Source organism: Sphingomonas larreae (assembly GCF_051400595.1).
In the GTDB taxonomy this organism is placed as follows: Bacteria; Pseudomonadota; Alphaproteobacteria; order Sphingomonadales; family Sphingomonadaceae; genus Sphingomonas.
The window spans coordinates 105488-120860 of record NZ_JBLFFI010000005.1 but is presented as its reverse complement, the minus strand read 5'-3'; the positions used below and the strand labels follow the sequence as shown (position 1 = coordinate 120860).

The window sequence follows — 15373 nt, the reverse complement described above, 5'->3', positions numbered from 1 at the left end:
AGTAACGAGGAGAAGGCGGCGTTGCGGGCGTTGTTCGATCGTGCCTTTGTATCGGCCGGCCGCCTTCAAAGCGCTGCTGGCCCCGTTTCGCGCGCATCTGGCAACCGGTTAATGCAACGATAAGGATCTATGGTTAGGTGCGGCCGCCCATGACGGAGTTACCCATTGCGTATCGATGAGCTCGAGACGACGCCGACCGATGCACCGGCGCTTGTTATACCGGACGCGCTCCTGAGCAGCGTGCGGCGCCATCAAGCGCATCTCGCCGCGCTGATCGAGAGCTTGCGAGCAGCGGGTGTTGACGAAGCGACGGTTGAAGCCAGCATTCGCGGACTGGTTGATAGTTATGCCGCGGAACTTACCTCGGCAGTAAGGCAAGTGCTTAAGGGGGATGTCCGTGACTGACCCGCTTCTCCATGACGATGACGCCAGGCTCGCTGCACTGCGCCGTCTCAACGTTCTTGACACGCCGATCGAGCAGCCGTTCGAGAAGATCGTGACGCTCGTCAGAACAGTTCTGGCGGTGCCCATCGCGACGGTCACACTCGTTGATCGTGATCGGCAGTGGTTCAAGGCGAAGCTTGGCGTCGACGCAAGCGAGACGGCTCGCTCCGTCTCCTTTTGTACTCACACGATCCAGCAGCGCGATCCGTTGATTGTCGAAGACGCGGAAGCTGATCCGCGCTTTGCCGGCAGTCCCCTTGTGGCTGGGCCGCCATACATCCGCAGCTATGCCGGCGTACCGTTGCGCACGCCCGACGGTTACAACGTAGGGTCGCTCTGCGCTATGGACACTCGCCCCCGACGGTTCAGTCCGGCTGATATCGGCATCCTGTCCAATTTCGCCAACATCGTCTGCGACGAGCTTGAGCTCAGGCTCATCGCGCAGAGCGATTACCTGACCGGAGCGCTAACCCGCCGCGGGTTTGTTGAACAGGTCGAGCTCGAAATAGCTCGGTACGCCAGGTACCAACGACCGGGCTCGCTCATCATGCTCGACCTCGACCACTTCAAGGCGATCAACGATGAGCATGGCCACGCTACGGGAGACAAGGTTCTCCGGCACGTTGCCGAGGTGATCAAGGCTACGGTGCGGCCGAGCGATGTTATGGGGCGGCTCGGCGGAGAGGAGTTCGGCATCCTGCTGCCCGAGGCTGGACCAGAAGATGCCTTTATCGCAGCGGAGCGCATCCGACGCGCGATCGAAGCGCATCCGCCAACTCTGTCTGACCTGGCGCTTCTCCCGGTCACGGCGAGTTTGGGTATAGCGCCTTTGAGCCAGGCCATCACCTCGTTCAACGACTGGCTAAAGGCAGCTGATATCATGCTATACGCAGCGAAGCAGGCGGGCAGAAACGCTATTCGACCCTGCTGAGGGCGACAGGTGGCAACCGGCTGTTCTTCGCAGAGACGGTTCGACCCTCGTCGCTGCCCTTCATCGGCGAGCTGAGAGATAGCCGGCGCGAATGGTTTGGGCAGGTGGGCCAGAGGTGCACCTGCCGACCAGCTTAGCGGCCGGCGCTCACTGCCTTTACGGCGGCTGCTCAGGTCATCGATGCCTATCCTTGATCCAGATCGCGCATATATTCGGGCGTAAACAGCGCCTTGCCCATAATTTGGTAAGCAGATTCCCGTACCGATTGATGCATGGAGAGCGGGGCGAGAGAGGATCGGCTGACGTCTTTGGCGGCCAGCATCGAATGCATTATCGAGTCTACGATGGCTCTCCTACAGTCAGCGGGAGCGCCGTCGGACCTGTCCGCGCTCGCCTGCCTGCGATGGCAGCTCACGAAGGCGTTCTGCAACTACCGCTGGTTCCTCAAAGCCGCTTTGGGTTCCGCGGAGGGAGCATCAAAGCCTTCGCAATCTCGTCTTATCACGGAAGTGGACGAGCTCCACGCAGAGATACGAGATCACGTCGCGCGGTGGAGCGCCGGTGATAATGGGTCACGGTGGAACGAGTACCGAGCTGCAGCTACTTCGGTGCTGAAAAAGACCGGCATCGTCGTTCGGAGAACCAATGCTGAGAGGCAGCTTCTCAGCCGGCGGTGAGTAAAAAAACCATCTTCGATCGCGGCAGTTGCCGCTCAGCACATGAGGGCGGAGGTTTTCCGCCGTTGTCGGTGCCATCGGACTAGTACGGGGGACGTATGAAGAACCTGTCGCTGTTGAACAAGCTTTTGGTAGCTTTCGGCTGCTGCATGCTGATCGTGCTGGGTCTGAGCGCAGTCGCGCTCTCCAAACTGTCGACCATGAACGATGACGTCAGCGCGTTCGCAGACAATCGGCTGCCGAAGGCCGTCGCGCTCGGGCAGCTGGAGGGCAAGTTTGCCGCTTATCGTACGTCGATGTACCGGCATATCGCTGCATCGCCGGACAATCTTCGGGAAGCGGATGAGGCGGTAGATCAGGCACGGCAGGCTACCATCAAGGCAAGTCAGGAGCTTGGTGCTCTTGTAACCGCGCCCGAGGCGAAGGCGGCTGTTTCGCGCATCGATACGATCCTGCCGGCGATCACCGGACGTGACGATCGCGTGATCGAAATGTCGCGCGGCGGAGACGACATGGGAGCGTCGCAGGCCCTTCTCGGCGTACGGAGCGATAGCAATAAGCTCGCCCACGAAATCGCGGCTCTTCGGACCCTCTTCCAGGCGCAGGAGGCGGACGCGAAGAGCGCTGCGGCAGCGAATTTCGCAAGCTCCAAGCTCGTCATCGCAGCGGCAGTCGGTATAGCGCTAGCCGTGATCCTCCTGACCTTGTTCCTCATGGTGAAGCTGGTGTCGCGGCCCCTCCGTGACCTGAACATCGCCATCGCCCAGATGGCGGGCGGCAAGCTCGATGTCACGCTTGGCAAGGATGACCGGCGCGATGAGGTGGGCAAGCTCGCGTCGTCTGTTACCCTTCTGCGCGATCAGCTGATCGCCGCGGAGCGTGCCAAGCAGGAGCAGACCGCGCTGATCGTTGAGAGTGTCGGCAGCGGCCTCTCGGCGCTCGCGCAAGGTGACCTCACCACCCGAATCGAGGCCGACCTGACGGGTCCCTTCGCGAAGCTGAAGGGCGACTTCAACGCCGCTATGGAGGCGGTCTCGGGAACGCTGCAGGCGGTTAATGCGAGCGCCGCCGGGATCACCAACGGAGCCGGTGATATCCGCCAGGCGTCCGACGACCTTTCCCGCCGCACCGAGCAGCAGGCTGCGAGCCTCGAAGAGACGGCCGCGGCGATGCATCAGATTACCACCACCGTTCGGGAGACCGCCGACAACGCGACGCGCGCGAACGGCGTCGTTCTGGAGGCTCGCGCGGACGCGGTGCAGTCGGCGGACGTGGTGCAGCGAGCCGTGGCTGCCATGACCGACATCGAACGGTCATCAGGCGAGATCAGCGACATCATCGCCGTGATCGACGGGATCGCCTTCCAGACCAACCTGCTCGCACTGAATGCCGGCGTCGAAGCCGCGCGTGCGGGTGACGCGGGCAAGGGCTTCGCGGTGGTTGCGAGCGAGGTTCGAGCCCTTGCTCAGCGCTCTGCTGAGGCGGCGAAGGACGTCAAAGCCAAGATCACGGCATCAACCGACCAGGTTGACGTCGGCGTGGCCCTGGTTGGGCAGACTGGCGAGGCCTTGACCCGCATTTCGGGCAGGATCGGCGAGATCAGCACGCTCGTGTCCGATATCGCCTCTGCCGCGGAGCAGCAGTCGATTGGCCTGCAGCAGGTTAACACGGCAGTCTCCGAGATGGACGGCGTGACCCAGCAGAATGCCGCGATGGTGGAAGAAGCCACAGCCGCGGCGCGAAGCCTCGCCGAAGAGACGGAGAACATGTCGCGACAGGTCGCCCGCTTCCGGCTATCGGCTGAGGTGATGGAGCGTCGTCCTGCCTCTCCTGTTCACCAGCTTCAGGACCGAGCGGCGCAGGCAGGTGCTCGGATTGCTGCTAGCGCCCGCGCGAACCGGAGCAACGCGGCCGTCGCTGTGGCTCAGGATGACTGGTCGAGCTTTTGAGGGCACGCGCTATGGCGAACCAAGGTCACCTGACTCGGAGTGAGGCTGAGCTGAAAGAGGCGCGTGTGCGCAGCGCTCAGGACGCCGCGTCATGGGCCTGCTTACAATACGATGTGCTCGAGTTGCGTAGCTATGCGGAGGCTTTGCAAGCCATCGTCGATCATGTTGTGGAGCATGGGTTGCCAGATCGGCGTTGATGCGCTGACTTCGTGCAGGGCGTTGAAGCGTATTTTGCGAGGGCGCTCGCGTCCTCGCCTCTCTCGCCCTTATCCTGCGGAGGCAGGAAGGTCATACTAGCCGCGCAAAGGGCAGGTGATTGCGCTGGCGAGCCGGGGATTGCTTCGTTGCCGTGAGACCCTCTTAGAGCGCCGTTAGCGAATTGCTGGCGTGGCTGAAAGCTCGGAAGAACAAGCGACGGACGGCTAAAATGATCCGCTGGTTTCAAGGCGACGCGCCGATCAGGAAGAAGTTTTCGACGCTGTTCTGCCTCTATGTCGCACTCGGAGCCGTGCCGGTAGCTACCACTGCTGCGGCAGCGATGAAGCCGGAGCAGGCAGCCACTCTCACGTTGATGGCCGTTGTCGCGCTCGTGCTGATCGGCGCTCTTACCCTGTGCGCTCGCAAGCTGATTTGCGATCCCTACGTGTCCACCTTGGTGCGAATGGAGCGTCTCGCCCAAGGCGATTTTGCGACGCCCATCGACTTCGGCTATTTCCAGGACTGCGTTGGTCGGATGGCCCGGGCAATGGGCATCTTTCGGCGCAACGGTGAGGCACTCGCAGCCGCCTCGGGAAGCCAGATCCAGGTCGTGAAGGCGCTGGGCGAAGGGCTCGCGCGCCTCGCCGCGAACGATCTGAGCCATCGCATCGTCACGCCGTTCGCGTCGGTCTATGAGCAACTGCGGATCGACTTCAACCGCGCCATGGGCGCGTGGAAGCGACCGTTGCTTTGGTGGCTGGAACCAGCGCGGGCATCAACCATGGCGCCGCCGATATCCGGCAGGCCCCGGACGACCTATCGCTGCGCATCGAGCAACAGGCCGCTAGTCTCGAGGAAACGGCGGCCGCAATGGTGCAAATCACCACCACGGTACGAGACACCGCGCAGAGGGCTGTCAAGCCGATGCGGCGGCGAGCCAGGCGCGCGAGGAGGCGCAGCGATCAAGCGGGGTGGTCGGCCGCGCCATCGAGGCGATGAGCGGAATTGAGCGGGCATCGGCAGAGATTGGTGAGATCATCAGCGTCATCGACGGCATCGCCTTCCAGACGAATCTTTTGGCGCTTAACGCCGGGGTGGAGGCTGCGCGCGCCGGCGAAGCCGGCAAAGGCTTCGCAGTCGTGGCAAGCGAGGTGCGCGCCCTTGCATTGCGCACGGCTGAAGCGGCGAAGGACGTCAAAAATAAAATCAACGCTTCAGGCCAGCAGGTGGAGTCAGGCGTGCGGTTGGTGAGCGAGACGGGCGAGGCGCTCGAGCGCATCTTGGCGCGGGTCGCAGAGGTGAGCTCGCGCGTTGCCACGATTGCTGCCTCGGCAAAGCAGCAGGCGGTTGGGCTGGAACAGGTCAATACGGCGGTGTCTGAGATGGACAGCGTCACACAGCGGAATGCCGCCATGGTGGAGCAGGCTACTGCGGCCGCGCGAGACCTCGCGGGAGAGGCCTCGCACCTCGCCGCGCACGTCTCACGCTTCCAGTTGAGCGGCCAGGCCGGACGCGTGCGGGGAACCGGTCAGGCCTGTGCCGCATGACGACGCCTCCCCGTCATCTCATCTGCTAATTGCCCGTTCATTCGACGTCAGTGACAAAGAAGGCGTCGGAACGCCTAAATCGATAGGCTGAGCTCAAGCAGGCATCATCAATTGACACTCCTCGGCTTGATGCCGAGCGAGGCAGCTCCCGAACAGATTGCACCCAAGCGATAGGGCTTCTTAAAAAACAGCGAGCCCTCTACTAGGTTTTCCGGCTTTTCCGAGTAGCCCGTCGCGTATATAACAGCAACACCAGGGATCTTCTTCCTCGCATAGGACGCTACCTGCCAACCGTCGTTATTTCCAGGCATGCGGATGTCCGTAAAAATTAAATCGAATTGTTCGCCGTTCATCAGACGAGCTATCGCCTCGTCGCCGTTGCTAGCAGCTACAATGGTAAAGCCGTAGTCCTCCAGCTCTTGTGCCGCTATTGCCCGCACTAGCGGCTCGTCTTCGACAAGGAGAACTTTCGGAGCAAGTGGATCAAAAGGCGACATTGCTTTAACTTTCTGGGTTGGTTGCGGGAAACTGTATGCACACGGTTGTCCCGCTGCCCAGTTCAGTCGTAATCGTAACATCTCCGAGTGACTGCCTCGCAAATCCGTAGACCTGGCTTAATCCGAGACCGGTACCTTTCCCGGGTTCTTTCATTGTAAAGAATGGCTCAAATGCTCTATCCGCCACCTCCGAAGGCATTCCCTCGCCGTCGTCGGTGACAGACAAGAGCACCAAGCGGCGATGGTCATGCCACGTTTTGATTGTGATGTGGCCGCCCGGAGAGACGGCGTCTCGTGCGTTCACAACAAGGTTCAGAATTGCGTTCTGGGCCTGGTTGAGGTCTATCGAGACAAAGGGCAGATTAGGCTCAAGGTCGTACTGAACGGTAGCCTTTTCTCCGATTGTCCGCTCTACGAGATTACTCGTGTCAAGAACGATGCTGTTGAGATCACATGCCGTGTTCTGCAGAGGCTGCTTCCGTGCAAAGGATAGTAGCTGATCCACAAGCTTTGACGCTTGCTCTGCGCCCTCCAACGCCGACGTAATTGCGATCTTCGCACGAGGAGCGTCACCGAGCAGCCGCTCAGCGCGATCTAGGTTGGCGATGACCACGGTGAGGAGATTGTTGAAGTCGTGAGCTACGCCGCTCGTTAGCTGGCCGACCGCCTCCATCTTCTGAGATTGTCGAAGCATGTCCTGGGCAAACTGCCGTTCCTCACTCGCCCGCTGCAGATCGACGTAAGCTCGATCTCTTTGCTCGACGAGAGAGTTCAGCTCCGCATTCGCAGCGCTAAGTTGGGCCGGGGAGGGAAGAGCTAGGGCGCGCGGGAGAAGAGGCCACAACGCAGTCGCGGTTATGACTGAAACCACGGCCGTTATGACCTTGATAAGCCCTTCGATGCCGTAGGCTGGTATCCACAGGGTCAGGATCGAAAAGAAGTGCGTCGTACCGCATGCCATAATGAAGGCTGCGAACATCCATATCACCCAGCTGAATTGGACATCGGAGCGGTGCGTGAGAAAGCGCGCAATCACAATTGGGATAGAGAAGTAAGATAATCCGATCAGGACATCTGAAACAGCGTGTGTCCAGATCAGGGCGGGATCCCAGAGGAGGCAGTAGCCATGAGGTGGGAGGCCTCGCTCCGCCAGCATCTGTTGAAAAAGCTCAAGCATTCCCGGTTCTCCCCTCGGCCGTCTAGCTCAGTGAATGGCCTATGTTATTGCTCGAAATCAAAGCTCCGCGTTGTGCCTCGGCTGATTTCACGGCTGCTTCGATCACCGCCGCAAAAGCGAGCAGTTTGCCAATTTGATATCCGAACTGGCTGTAATCCGGATCGAACTGTTTGAAACCGAGATCAAAAACAATCAGCGTTCGCTACAACAGGGTTCGGTGCCAACGCCTATTCCTCCGCTCCTTCAACTCAAACGGGAAGATGACTCAAAAATCCGGCTCACTTGCGAGCTGAGGCCGGCTTACCGTGATCTCGCGTTTACGTTCGCGTGCGAAGCCATGATCGAGGCGCCGGAGGCCATAGCTGCTGCCCTCGAGACCCTGGCCGCCACAAGCGGAACCTATTGATCTTCTTTCGTTCTCACTAGAACGTGAACATCAGCATGAGGTGTCACGACGCTCACTAGGAACCTGTTGGAGCCTCTGCTGGCGCGGCCTATGGCAGGCGTTGCGCTTAGGACACTGCGGCCAAAACGCTGAGGGCATACCGGAGCAACGCAGGGACGTGAGAGGCAACCGCTCTTGAACTCGATCGAACGCCGCCTGAACGCCATCGTCGACAACACGATGATGGCTATCTTCCTGATGGATGAGCAGCAGCGCTGCGTCTTCATGAACCATGCTGCGGAGGAGCTAACAGGGTATCGCCTTGCAGAAGCGCTGCACCGGCCGCTGCACGACCTGGTGCATCATCAGCGCCCCGACGGCAGCCCGTATCCGGCCGAAGAATGTCCGATAGACCGGGTCTTCCCTGCGCAGTACCGAACCCAAGGCGAGGAGGTCCTCGTCCACAAGGATGGCCATTTCTTCCCGGTAGCCTTCACGGCCTCACCGATCGCTGGCGATGATGGACAGCCTGTCGGCACGATCATCGAAGTACGCGACCTTACACAAGAGGTGGCGCGCCAGGCAGCGCTGACCGAAAGTGAAAGTCGTTTCCGCAACCTGGCGGACCATTCGCCGGTCATGATGTGGGTGACAGATCCCACTGGCTATTGCACCTATCTCAACCGTAAATGGTACGAGTTCACCGGCCAGACCGCCGAGGAGGCGGAGGGTTACGGTTGGCTGGAGGCCACGCACCCGGATGACCGCCAACGAGCCGAGGAAGCCTTCGTCGCGGCCAACGCCAATCAGGCGTCCTTTCGGGTGGAGTACCGCCTGCGTAGTGCGTCAGGTGCGTATCGTTGGGCGATCGATGCTGCAAGCCCGCGCTTCAGCGACGACGGCGAGTATCTGGGCTATGTCGGCTCCGTCATCGACATCGACGAGCGGCGCGAGGCAGAGGAGAGGCTGACGCTGAGCGAGGAGCAGCTGCGGCTTGCTACCGGCGTCGCAGAAGTAGGCCTGTGGGATGTCGACCAGGCCAGCGGAACGATGTTCTGGCCGCCGCGGGTCAAGGCAATGTTCGGCATCTCGCCGGATGTGCCGGTCACGCTGGACGACTTCTATAATGGTGTCCACCCAGATGATCGTGAAAAGACCCGGCTCGCCTACGAGTCCGCGAGCGACCCCGATCGACGCGCGCTGTACAATGTTGAGTACCGGACGGTCGGGAAAGAGGATGGCATCATCCGCTGGGTCGCGGCAAAGGGGCGCGGCTTATTCGACGCGCAGGGCACGTGCTTCCGGGTGATCGGCACCGCGATCGACATCACCGCGCGGAAGGCTGACGAGATCCGGCTCCAGCAGCTCAACGAGCGCCTGGAGCAGGAGGTCACAACACAAACCTCCGAGCGCAACCGGGTTTGGGAGATGAGCCGGGACCTGCTCGCGGTCATGGGCTTTGACGGCTTTCTGAAGGCGATCAACCCAGCGTGGGAGACGACGCTCGGCCGCGACACCGCGACGCTGCTCGGTCTCTCCTTTCGCGAGCAGGTTCACCCTGACGACCACGAGGCGGTGATAAAGGCGGTCGCCAAGCTTCTGCGCGGTGAGACGATCGAGCGCTTCGAGGACCGGCTGGCGCATGCGGACGGCTCATGGCGCTGGATCTCTTGGACGCTCGTGCCCGAGGGCGAGGTCTTCTACGCCGTCGGGCGAGATGTCACCCACGAGAAAGAGGCCGCCGAGGAGCTCGCGCGCGCCCAGGACGCGCTGCGTCAGAGCCAGAAGATGGAAGCCATGGGTCAGCTGACGGGCGGAGTAGCTCACGACTTCAACAACCTGCTCACGCCAATCGTTGGATCCCTGGACCTTCTCCAACGCAAGCGCGTAGGGGGAGAACGCGAGCAGCGACTCATCGCCGGTGCAATTCAGGCCGCGGATCGGGCAACGACGTTGGTGCAACGCCTCCTTGCCTTCGCCAGGCGTCAGCCACTTAAGACCGTAGCAGTAGATATCGCCAGGCTCGTGGAGGGCATGGCTGATCTTCTCGCGACGACGACCGGTCCACAAACTCGCGTGATTGTCGATGTGGCAGACAACTTGCCGCCCGCTCAAGCAGATCCTAGCCAGCTCGAGATGGCGATCCTCAACCTTGGTGTGAACGCACGCGACGCGATGCCGCATGGTGGCACGCTGAGGATCAGCGCAACACGCGAAAGCGTCCGCACGACCGACGGCACGCTAAAGCGTGGCCACTATGTGCGACTTTCCGTCGCCGACACCGGGGCGGGGATGGATGAAGCGACGCTCTCGCGGGCGGTCGAACCCTTCTTCTCGACCAAAGGGATTGGCAAAGGCACCGGTCTCGGCCTCTCTATGGTGCACGGCCTGGCGGCTCAGCTTGGTGGCGTGCTGACCATCCAGAGCCGGGAGGGTGCCGGCACGACAGTTGAGCTCTGGCTACCGGTCAGCGCGCTCGTTCCAATCGCCGATGTTGAGCTTACCTCCGCCTCGGCAGACCAGACAGCTCGTGGCCTCGCACTACTCGTCGACGACGAGGGCGTGGTGCGGGCCAGCACGGCGGACATGCTCGAGGAACTCGGGTACAAGGTGCGCGAGGCCGCCTCAGCAGAAGACGCTTTGGCGCTCGTCGGGGACGGGCTGTACCCTGACCTGCTTGTAACCGACCACCTGATGCCGGGCATGACCGGGGTGGAGCTGGCTTCAGCGCTGCGCGAGACGTTCCCCGGCCTGCCGATCCTTATCGTCTCAGGTTACGCAGACGTAGAAGGCCTCGCCACCGACCTGCCGCGCCTCGTTAAGCCATTCAGAAGCGCCGAGCTTGCATCCAGCATCGCACGTCTCGCACCTCCGAGAACCTGACTTCCACTCGCTCATCGCCGCGCGTACCGCGCGATGAGCAAAGGGAGCCGCGAGCTGTCAGCTGGGAAAGTGGATCAACTTGATTTAATCCCGGCATTGCATGCCCACCGCGTGCCCGCAACGGACAGCGGCGGCCTTGGCCGCTCTCCTATCTCACGTTGAGGATGCCAAAGCCTGCATTCGCTATGTTCGCCACTGAATGGAGGACGTGCGATGGTCCTGAGGGTCGATTCCGATCGCGAGAAGGTTTGGCTTGAAGGCGCTACCTTCTTGGTGCCGCTTACAAAGAGGGAGGCTGCGGCCCTTGCAGCCAGGCTGATGCGAGCGTCGCGAGCGGTATTGCGCGTCGAGCGCTTGCCCGCCAACGATGCAGAATGAGGTGGTCACGTGCTAAGTGGATCGGCTGAACGTCCTTCGGAGCTACTAGCGATGCCTCGGCGGACCGCAGCAAGGCTACGGCGCGCTCTCAACCCTCTCGCCTGATAGGCGCAACTCTTTTGGGGCTTGCAGGAGAAGCAAAGCGCTGTTTTCAGGCTGTTTTAAGATTGCTAAGGTAGCTAAGCCGGCATGGAGATGCGCAGGATCTGCTCCGGTTGCCGCGATGGCGTTGACTTCGACGTACCGTTCACGATGGCCTACCAGCCGATCGTCGACGTGGAGCTCGGACGAGCGTTCGCCTATGAGGCGTTGATCCGCGGAGTAGACGGCTCGGGCGCTCTCTCGGTCCTGGCCCGTGTGAATGAGACCAACCGCTACGCCTTCGATCAGGCGTGCCGCGTCAAGGCAATCGAGGGTGCGCTGAACGCAGGGCTGCTCGACGCCGACGCGCGTCTATCCATCAACTTTCTTCCGAATGCGGTCTACTCACCGCTCGCGTGTATTCAGCTGACGCTACGCACTGCCGAGCAGGCGGGGCTGCCGCGTGACCGGCTGATCTTCGAGTTCACCGAGAACCAGGAGATGGGCTCGCCCCAGCACGTCATGAGCATCATCGAGACATACAAGAGCGTTGGGTTCTCGGTCGCGATCGACGATTTCGGCGCAGGTCACTCCGGCCTCGATATGTTCGCCCGGTTCGCTCCGGACGAGGTCAAGCTGGACATGAGCCTGATCCGCGGGATCGACACGGACCTGCGTCGCCGCGCCATCGTGCGATCGATGGTGAGAATGTGCGAGGAACTCGACACTCTCCTCATCGCGGAAGGGATTGAAACGGAGGCGGAGGCCCGTGCGCTTCGCCAACTAGGCGTACGCTTCCATCAGGGCTTCTGGTACGCTAGGCCCGAGATCGCCCGCCTGCCTGAGATCACGAAGACGTAAGGCGTCCCCTAGCGAGCACACACGAAGGCGGCAACATAGCGCACGACCGATCGCTAGCGGATGTGCTCGACCTTGAGTCCCTTGACCTTCACCTTCTTCCACTCGCGATCCGCGGTGAGGGCAGGCACGCCCAGTTGCATCGCCAGTGCGAGGCACGACCGATCGCCGAGCCCACGTCCGAACTCCCGTGTATAAGCGTGGAGCTCGGCAGCCGCGAAAGCGGCTCCCACATCATGGGACCGAACGTCTAGACGAAGCTCGTCGAGCAGCTCCCGGATAGTGCCGGCATCTAAGCCGCTCAGCAGCAGCTCCTTGACCACCTCCTGGAGATTGACAGCCGAGATTGCAGCCCGACCAACATGAGGGCTGACCTTGTCAGCGCCGGGTTCGTCCCGAACCAGCGCCAGCACGGCTGACGCATCGAACACCACGGATGTCATGCCGGATCTAGGTGCGGGTCCGACGAGCCAGCCTCACTTGCCTCTGTGGCAGCCTCTGCCTTGCGATCAGCAAGGAAGTCATCGATCGTACGGGGCTGCTTGGCATGCTCCCGGTAGAGCGCCTGCGCGCGTGACACCCCGTGGCCGATAGGAGACAATCGGACCTGGTCGTTCTCGACCGTCAATATGACCTTTGTGTCTCCATGCAAGCCCATCGCCTGGCGGACTGATGCTGGCAGAACCATACGGCCGTTTCCAGCCACCCTTATGTCCATGGACTGTGAGGCCACGTGCATGCTCCTTCTAAGCGCTACGCTGACTACATATGACATCGTCGTCGTGGTGGCTCAAGCGCAGGAGTGACACTCTTTCCAATCAAGCGCATCGCGAGCGTTCATCTGAGCATACCCTGGCGGTACACCGCCGCTAGAACAGCTTTGCCGTTCAATCAGGGTTGTTCGCAGCTATATTGGACAGTTGGCCGAGCGGGTCTAGAAGCTGGTCGAACAGAAAGGGGTATCATGACGCTGTTCGGCTACGCGCGGGTCTCAACGATCGATCAGGACCTCGGCATCCAGGTTGCGGCGCTGCGCGAAGCGGGATGCCAGACGATCCGATCGGAGAAAAAGTCCGGCGTCGAGCGTGGGTCACGACCCGAGCTCCAGATCCTGCTCGACTTCCTCCGCGATGGCGACACGCTCGTGGTGACGCGCATCGACCGGCTCGCCCGCTCGATGAAGGACCTGCAGGATATTGTTCACGAGCTGAAGGGCAGGGGAGTGTCGCTGAAGGCGACAGAGCAGCCGATCGACACCGGGACGGCAGCTGGGAAGGCCTTCCTCGACATGCTCGGAGTCTTCGCCGAGTTTGAGACGAACTTGCGCAAGGAGCGCCAGGCGGAGGGCATACAGGCAGCGAAGGCGAGAGGCGCCTACAAGGGAGGCAAGCCGCGCATCGATCCGGAGGCCGTGCGCAGACTGGCTGCTGAGGGCGTTCGACCGTCGCACATTGCGCGTCAGCTCGGGATATCCCGCGGAACCGTGTACCGCTTCATGCGAAGCCAACCGCCGCAGCGATCGAGCGCGGGCGAGGCGCCGGCGGCCGGTGCAGGGGAGGGGACGGCTGCCGATCCGTCCTGAGCACGCCTTCCTCTACCCAATGGACTGGCGGCACATATGGCGCGTCATAGCGTAGGCCGCGTCCGCAGACTCCAGCATCCCTGTTGCTTCGTCCGTCCCAGGCGGCGATCATCATTCCGGCGAGTTTATCGCGGGAGGTGTTGTGGCACGCACGTGAACTCAGAAGGTGAAGACACCGAGTCAGAGAGCGCGGAGGTTCACTTTTTGGCCGCCCTTCTGGACGAGCTTATGCGAAAGGTTCTCGCCGCTGGCGTACTGACGCAGGCCGATCTGAACGACGTGGAAGCGGCCGCAGCTAAGAGGGTCGGGGGAGCCCCGCGCGCTTGGTGAGGCTGCCGACCACCAAACTGTGGCAGGAAACCGGAACGGCCGCTTTCGGATAGCGAGGCTGCAAAACGCTGATTCGTTCACGTGATTGAGCAAGAGGCCTGACTGCTGGTTGCTGGTGAAGAGCGGCTCGCCGCATCGACGCGCGGCTGGCACGTAGCCGCCGTCCAATCATGACCGTCCGGCTAATCAGCGCGAGGTCACGAGCGGGGCCAACTTATCTATGTCAGCGCAGTCCTCCTCGCTCACCTCGAAGCGGCCGTGTCTGGGCCTCACGCCGCGTCTAGCCTGCTCCACCCGTCCAGCGAGGCTGGTGTGGGCCGAGCGGCGCTACACTCGCCTGATTTCCACGCTTGGCGCAGCGTGAGGTTCAGATAGAAGGACGATCTATGGATAGCGCGGGCCATCATTTCTGCAAGGCGGGCGAGCTTGAGAAGCCGCACCGGCTGTACGCGTCGGTATGATGTACCGTTATGAGGATCTGGGCGACGATCAATTCGAGGCGTTGATCGTCTTCTTGTGTCGCTACCTGCTCGGCGCCGGCGTCAAGGGCTTCGCGAAGGGCCCGGACGGCGGCCGTGACGCGAAGTTCGTCGGCACTGCGCAGCTTATGCCGAGCACCGCGGCTCCCTGGACAGGCACGGTCATCGTCCAAGCAAAGCATACCAACGGCTACAACAAGAGCTTCTCAGAAACGGAATTCTATAGCTTGAAATCCGAGAAGACGGTGATCGGCGAGGAGGTGCTGCGCGTCAAAAAGCTGCGTAATGCCAAGCAGCTCGACCATTACATGCTGTTCTCAAACCGACGGCTCGCCGGCAATGCCGAGCAGACGATCACCACCTACCTCGCGAAGAATACCGGCCTACCCGAGGGCTCGATCTATCTCTGCGGCATCGAGCAGCTCGAGTCCTGGCTGAAGCAATTCCCGGAGGTCGCCAAGCTCGCCAAGCTCGATCCTATCGATTCTCCGCTTATAGTCTCGCCCGACGAGTTGGCCGAAGTCGTCGAGGCATTCGTAGCTCATAGTGCGCTTGTCACCGAGGCGGTTGACGCGCCACCCGAAGCGCGAACGCCCTATGAGGTGAAGAACGTCCTCAACCAGATGACACCGGAATACGCGAAGCTGCAGCGGAGGCTGTATCTGAAGGACACCGCCCAGATCCGCGCCTTCCTCGCCGCGCCGGAAAACCTGCACATCCTCAAGCGGTACGAGGCGGCAGTCGAAGAATTCGAGCTCAAGATTATCGCGAAGCGGAAAGACCATCAGAACTTCGACGCGGTGATGAACTACCTCGTCGATCTGCTGTTCGACCGCGACCCGGTGCTCCGCCAGCACAAGCGGCTGACGCGCGCGGTCGTCTTCTACATGTACTGGAATTGCGACATTGGGCTGGGAGCAGACGATGTTGAGGCCTAGCAAACATGCCCACCCCGATCGGACGGTCGTCAACGTCGC

The 15373-nt window shown here is 61.4% G+C and carries 14 protein-coding genes; 9 read left to right on the top strand and 5 right to left on the bottom strand.

Going from position 1 to position 15373, the window contains the following annotated elements:
• The first annotated feature begins 165 nt into the window (after window positions 1-165).
• A complete protein-coding gene (locus ACMGDM_RS16980; protein WP_436805310.1) occupies window positions 166-405 on the top strand; it encodes a hypothetical protein in 240 nt (79 codons plus the stop codon).
• Entirely contained in the window at window positions 398-1375 is a 978-nt protein-coding gene (locus ACMGDM_RS16975) for a GGDEF domain-containing protein (RefSeq protein ID WP_436805309.1), read from the top strand. The genes ACMGDM_RS16980 and ACMGDM_RS16975 overlap by 8 nt, the downstream gene beginning before the upstream one ends.
• Before the next feature lie 184 nt (window positions 1376-1559).
• Here ACMGDM_RS16975 and ACMGDM_RS16970 read toward each other — a convergent pair whose 3' ends face one another.
• Window positions 1560-1697: a hypothetical protein gene (locus ACMGDM_RS16970; RefSeq protein WP_436805308.1), complete on the bottom strand. Its 138-nt coding sequence runs from the start codon at window positions 1695-1697 to the stop codon at window positions 1560-1562.
• Window positions 1698-2150: 453 nt separating this feature from the next.
• Between ACMGDM_RS16970 and ACMGDM_RS16965 the strand changes: the two genes are divergently transcribed.
• The 3 genes from ACMGDM_RS16965 (at window position 2151) to ACMGDM_RS16955 (ending at window position 5746) form a co-directional block, all read left to right on the top strand.
• Window positions 2151-4001, top strand: a complete 1851-nt coding sequence (locus tag ACMGDM_RS16965) for a methyl-accepting chemotaxis protein (protein ID WP_436805307.1) — start codon at window positions 2151-2153, stop codon at window positions 3999-4001.
• 427 nt (window positions 4002-4428) lie between these two features.
• Window positions 4429-5208 (top strand): hypothetical protein, encoded by a 780-nt coding sequence (locus ACMGDM_RS16960; RefSeq protein WP_436805306.1) that lies wholly within the window; start codon window positions 4429-4431, stop codon window positions 5206-5208.
• A complete protein-coding gene (locus ACMGDM_RS16955) occupies window positions 5171-5746 on the top strand; it encodes a methyl-accepting chemotaxis protein (RefSeq protein ID WP_436805305.1) in 576 nt (191 codons plus the stop codon). The genes ACMGDM_RS16960 and ACMGDM_RS16955 overlap by 38 nt, the downstream gene beginning before the upstream one ends.
• Before the next feature lie 107 nt (window positions 5747-5853).
• On the opposite strand, the gene ACMGDM_RS16950 is transcribed toward ACMGDM_RS16955, so the two are convergent.
• Together ACMGDM_RS16950 and ACMGDM_RS16945 are read right to left on the bottom strand one after the other, a co-directional pair.
• The gene (locus tag ACMGDM_RS16950) at window positions 5854-6243 is read right to left on the bottom strand and encodes a response regulator (RefSeq protein ID WP_436805304.1); all 390 of its coding nucleotides are present in this window, start codon (window positions 6241-6243) and stop codon (window positions 5854-5856) included.
• Between the two features lie 4 nt (window positions 6244-6247).
• Entirely contained in the window at window positions 6248-7420 is a 1173-nt protein-coding gene (locus ACMGDM_RS16945) for an ATP-binding protein (RefSeq protein WP_436805303.1), read from the bottom strand.
• Between the two features lie 580 nt (window positions 7421-8000).
• Between ACMGDM_RS16945 and ACMGDM_RS16940 the strand changes: the two genes are divergently transcribed.
• Window positions 8001-10688, top strand: coding sequence for a hybrid sensor histidine kinase/response regulator (locus ACMGDM_RS16940; protein WP_436805302.1), 2688 nt, complete (start codon window positions 8001-8003; stop codon window positions 10686-10688).
• Between the two features lie 567 nt (window positions 10689-11255).
• Entirely contained in the window at window positions 11256-12008 is a 753-nt protein-coding gene (locus ACMGDM_RS16935; protein ID WP_496047873.1) for an EAL domain-containing protein, read from the top strand.
• A gap of 53 nt (window positions 12009-12061) precedes the next feature.
• On the opposite strand, the gene ACMGDM_RS16930 is transcribed toward ACMGDM_RS16935, so the two are convergent.
• Both ACMGDM_RS16930 and ACMGDM_RS16925 read right to left on the bottom strand, forming a co-directional pair.
• Window positions 12062-12448, bottom strand: coding sequence for a type II toxin-antitoxin system VapC family toxin (locus tag ACMGDM_RS16930; protein WP_436805301.1), 387 nt, complete (start codon window positions 12446-12448; stop codon window positions 12062-12064).
• A complete protein-coding gene (locus tag ACMGDM_RS16925; protein WP_436805370.1) occupies window positions 12445-12723 on the bottom strand; it encodes an AbrB/MazE/SpoVT family DNA-binding domain-containing protein in 279 nt (92 codons plus the stop codon). Before ACMGDM_RS16925 ends, ACMGDM_RS16930 begins: the two co-directional genes overlap by 4 nt.
• A gap of 246 nt (window positions 12724-12969) precedes the next feature.
• Here ACMGDM_RS16925 and ACMGDM_RS16920 point away from each other — a divergent pair, with 246 nt between their 5' ends.
• Together ACMGDM_RS16920 and ACMGDM_RS16915 are read left to right on the top strand one after the other, a co-directional pair.
• Window positions 12970-13587, top strand: a complete 618-nt coding sequence (locus ACMGDM_RS16920; RefSeq protein WP_436805300.1) for a recombinase family protein — start codon at window positions 12970-12972, stop codon at window positions 13585-13587.
• Window positions 13588-14374: 787 nt separating this feature from the next.
• Window positions 14375-15334: an ABC-three component system protein gene (locus ACMGDM_RS16915; protein ID WP_436805299.1), complete on the top strand. Its 960-nt coding sequence runs from the start codon at window positions 14375-14377 to the stop codon at window positions 15332-15334.
• The last annotated feature ends 39 nt before the right edge of the window (window positions 15335-15373 follow it).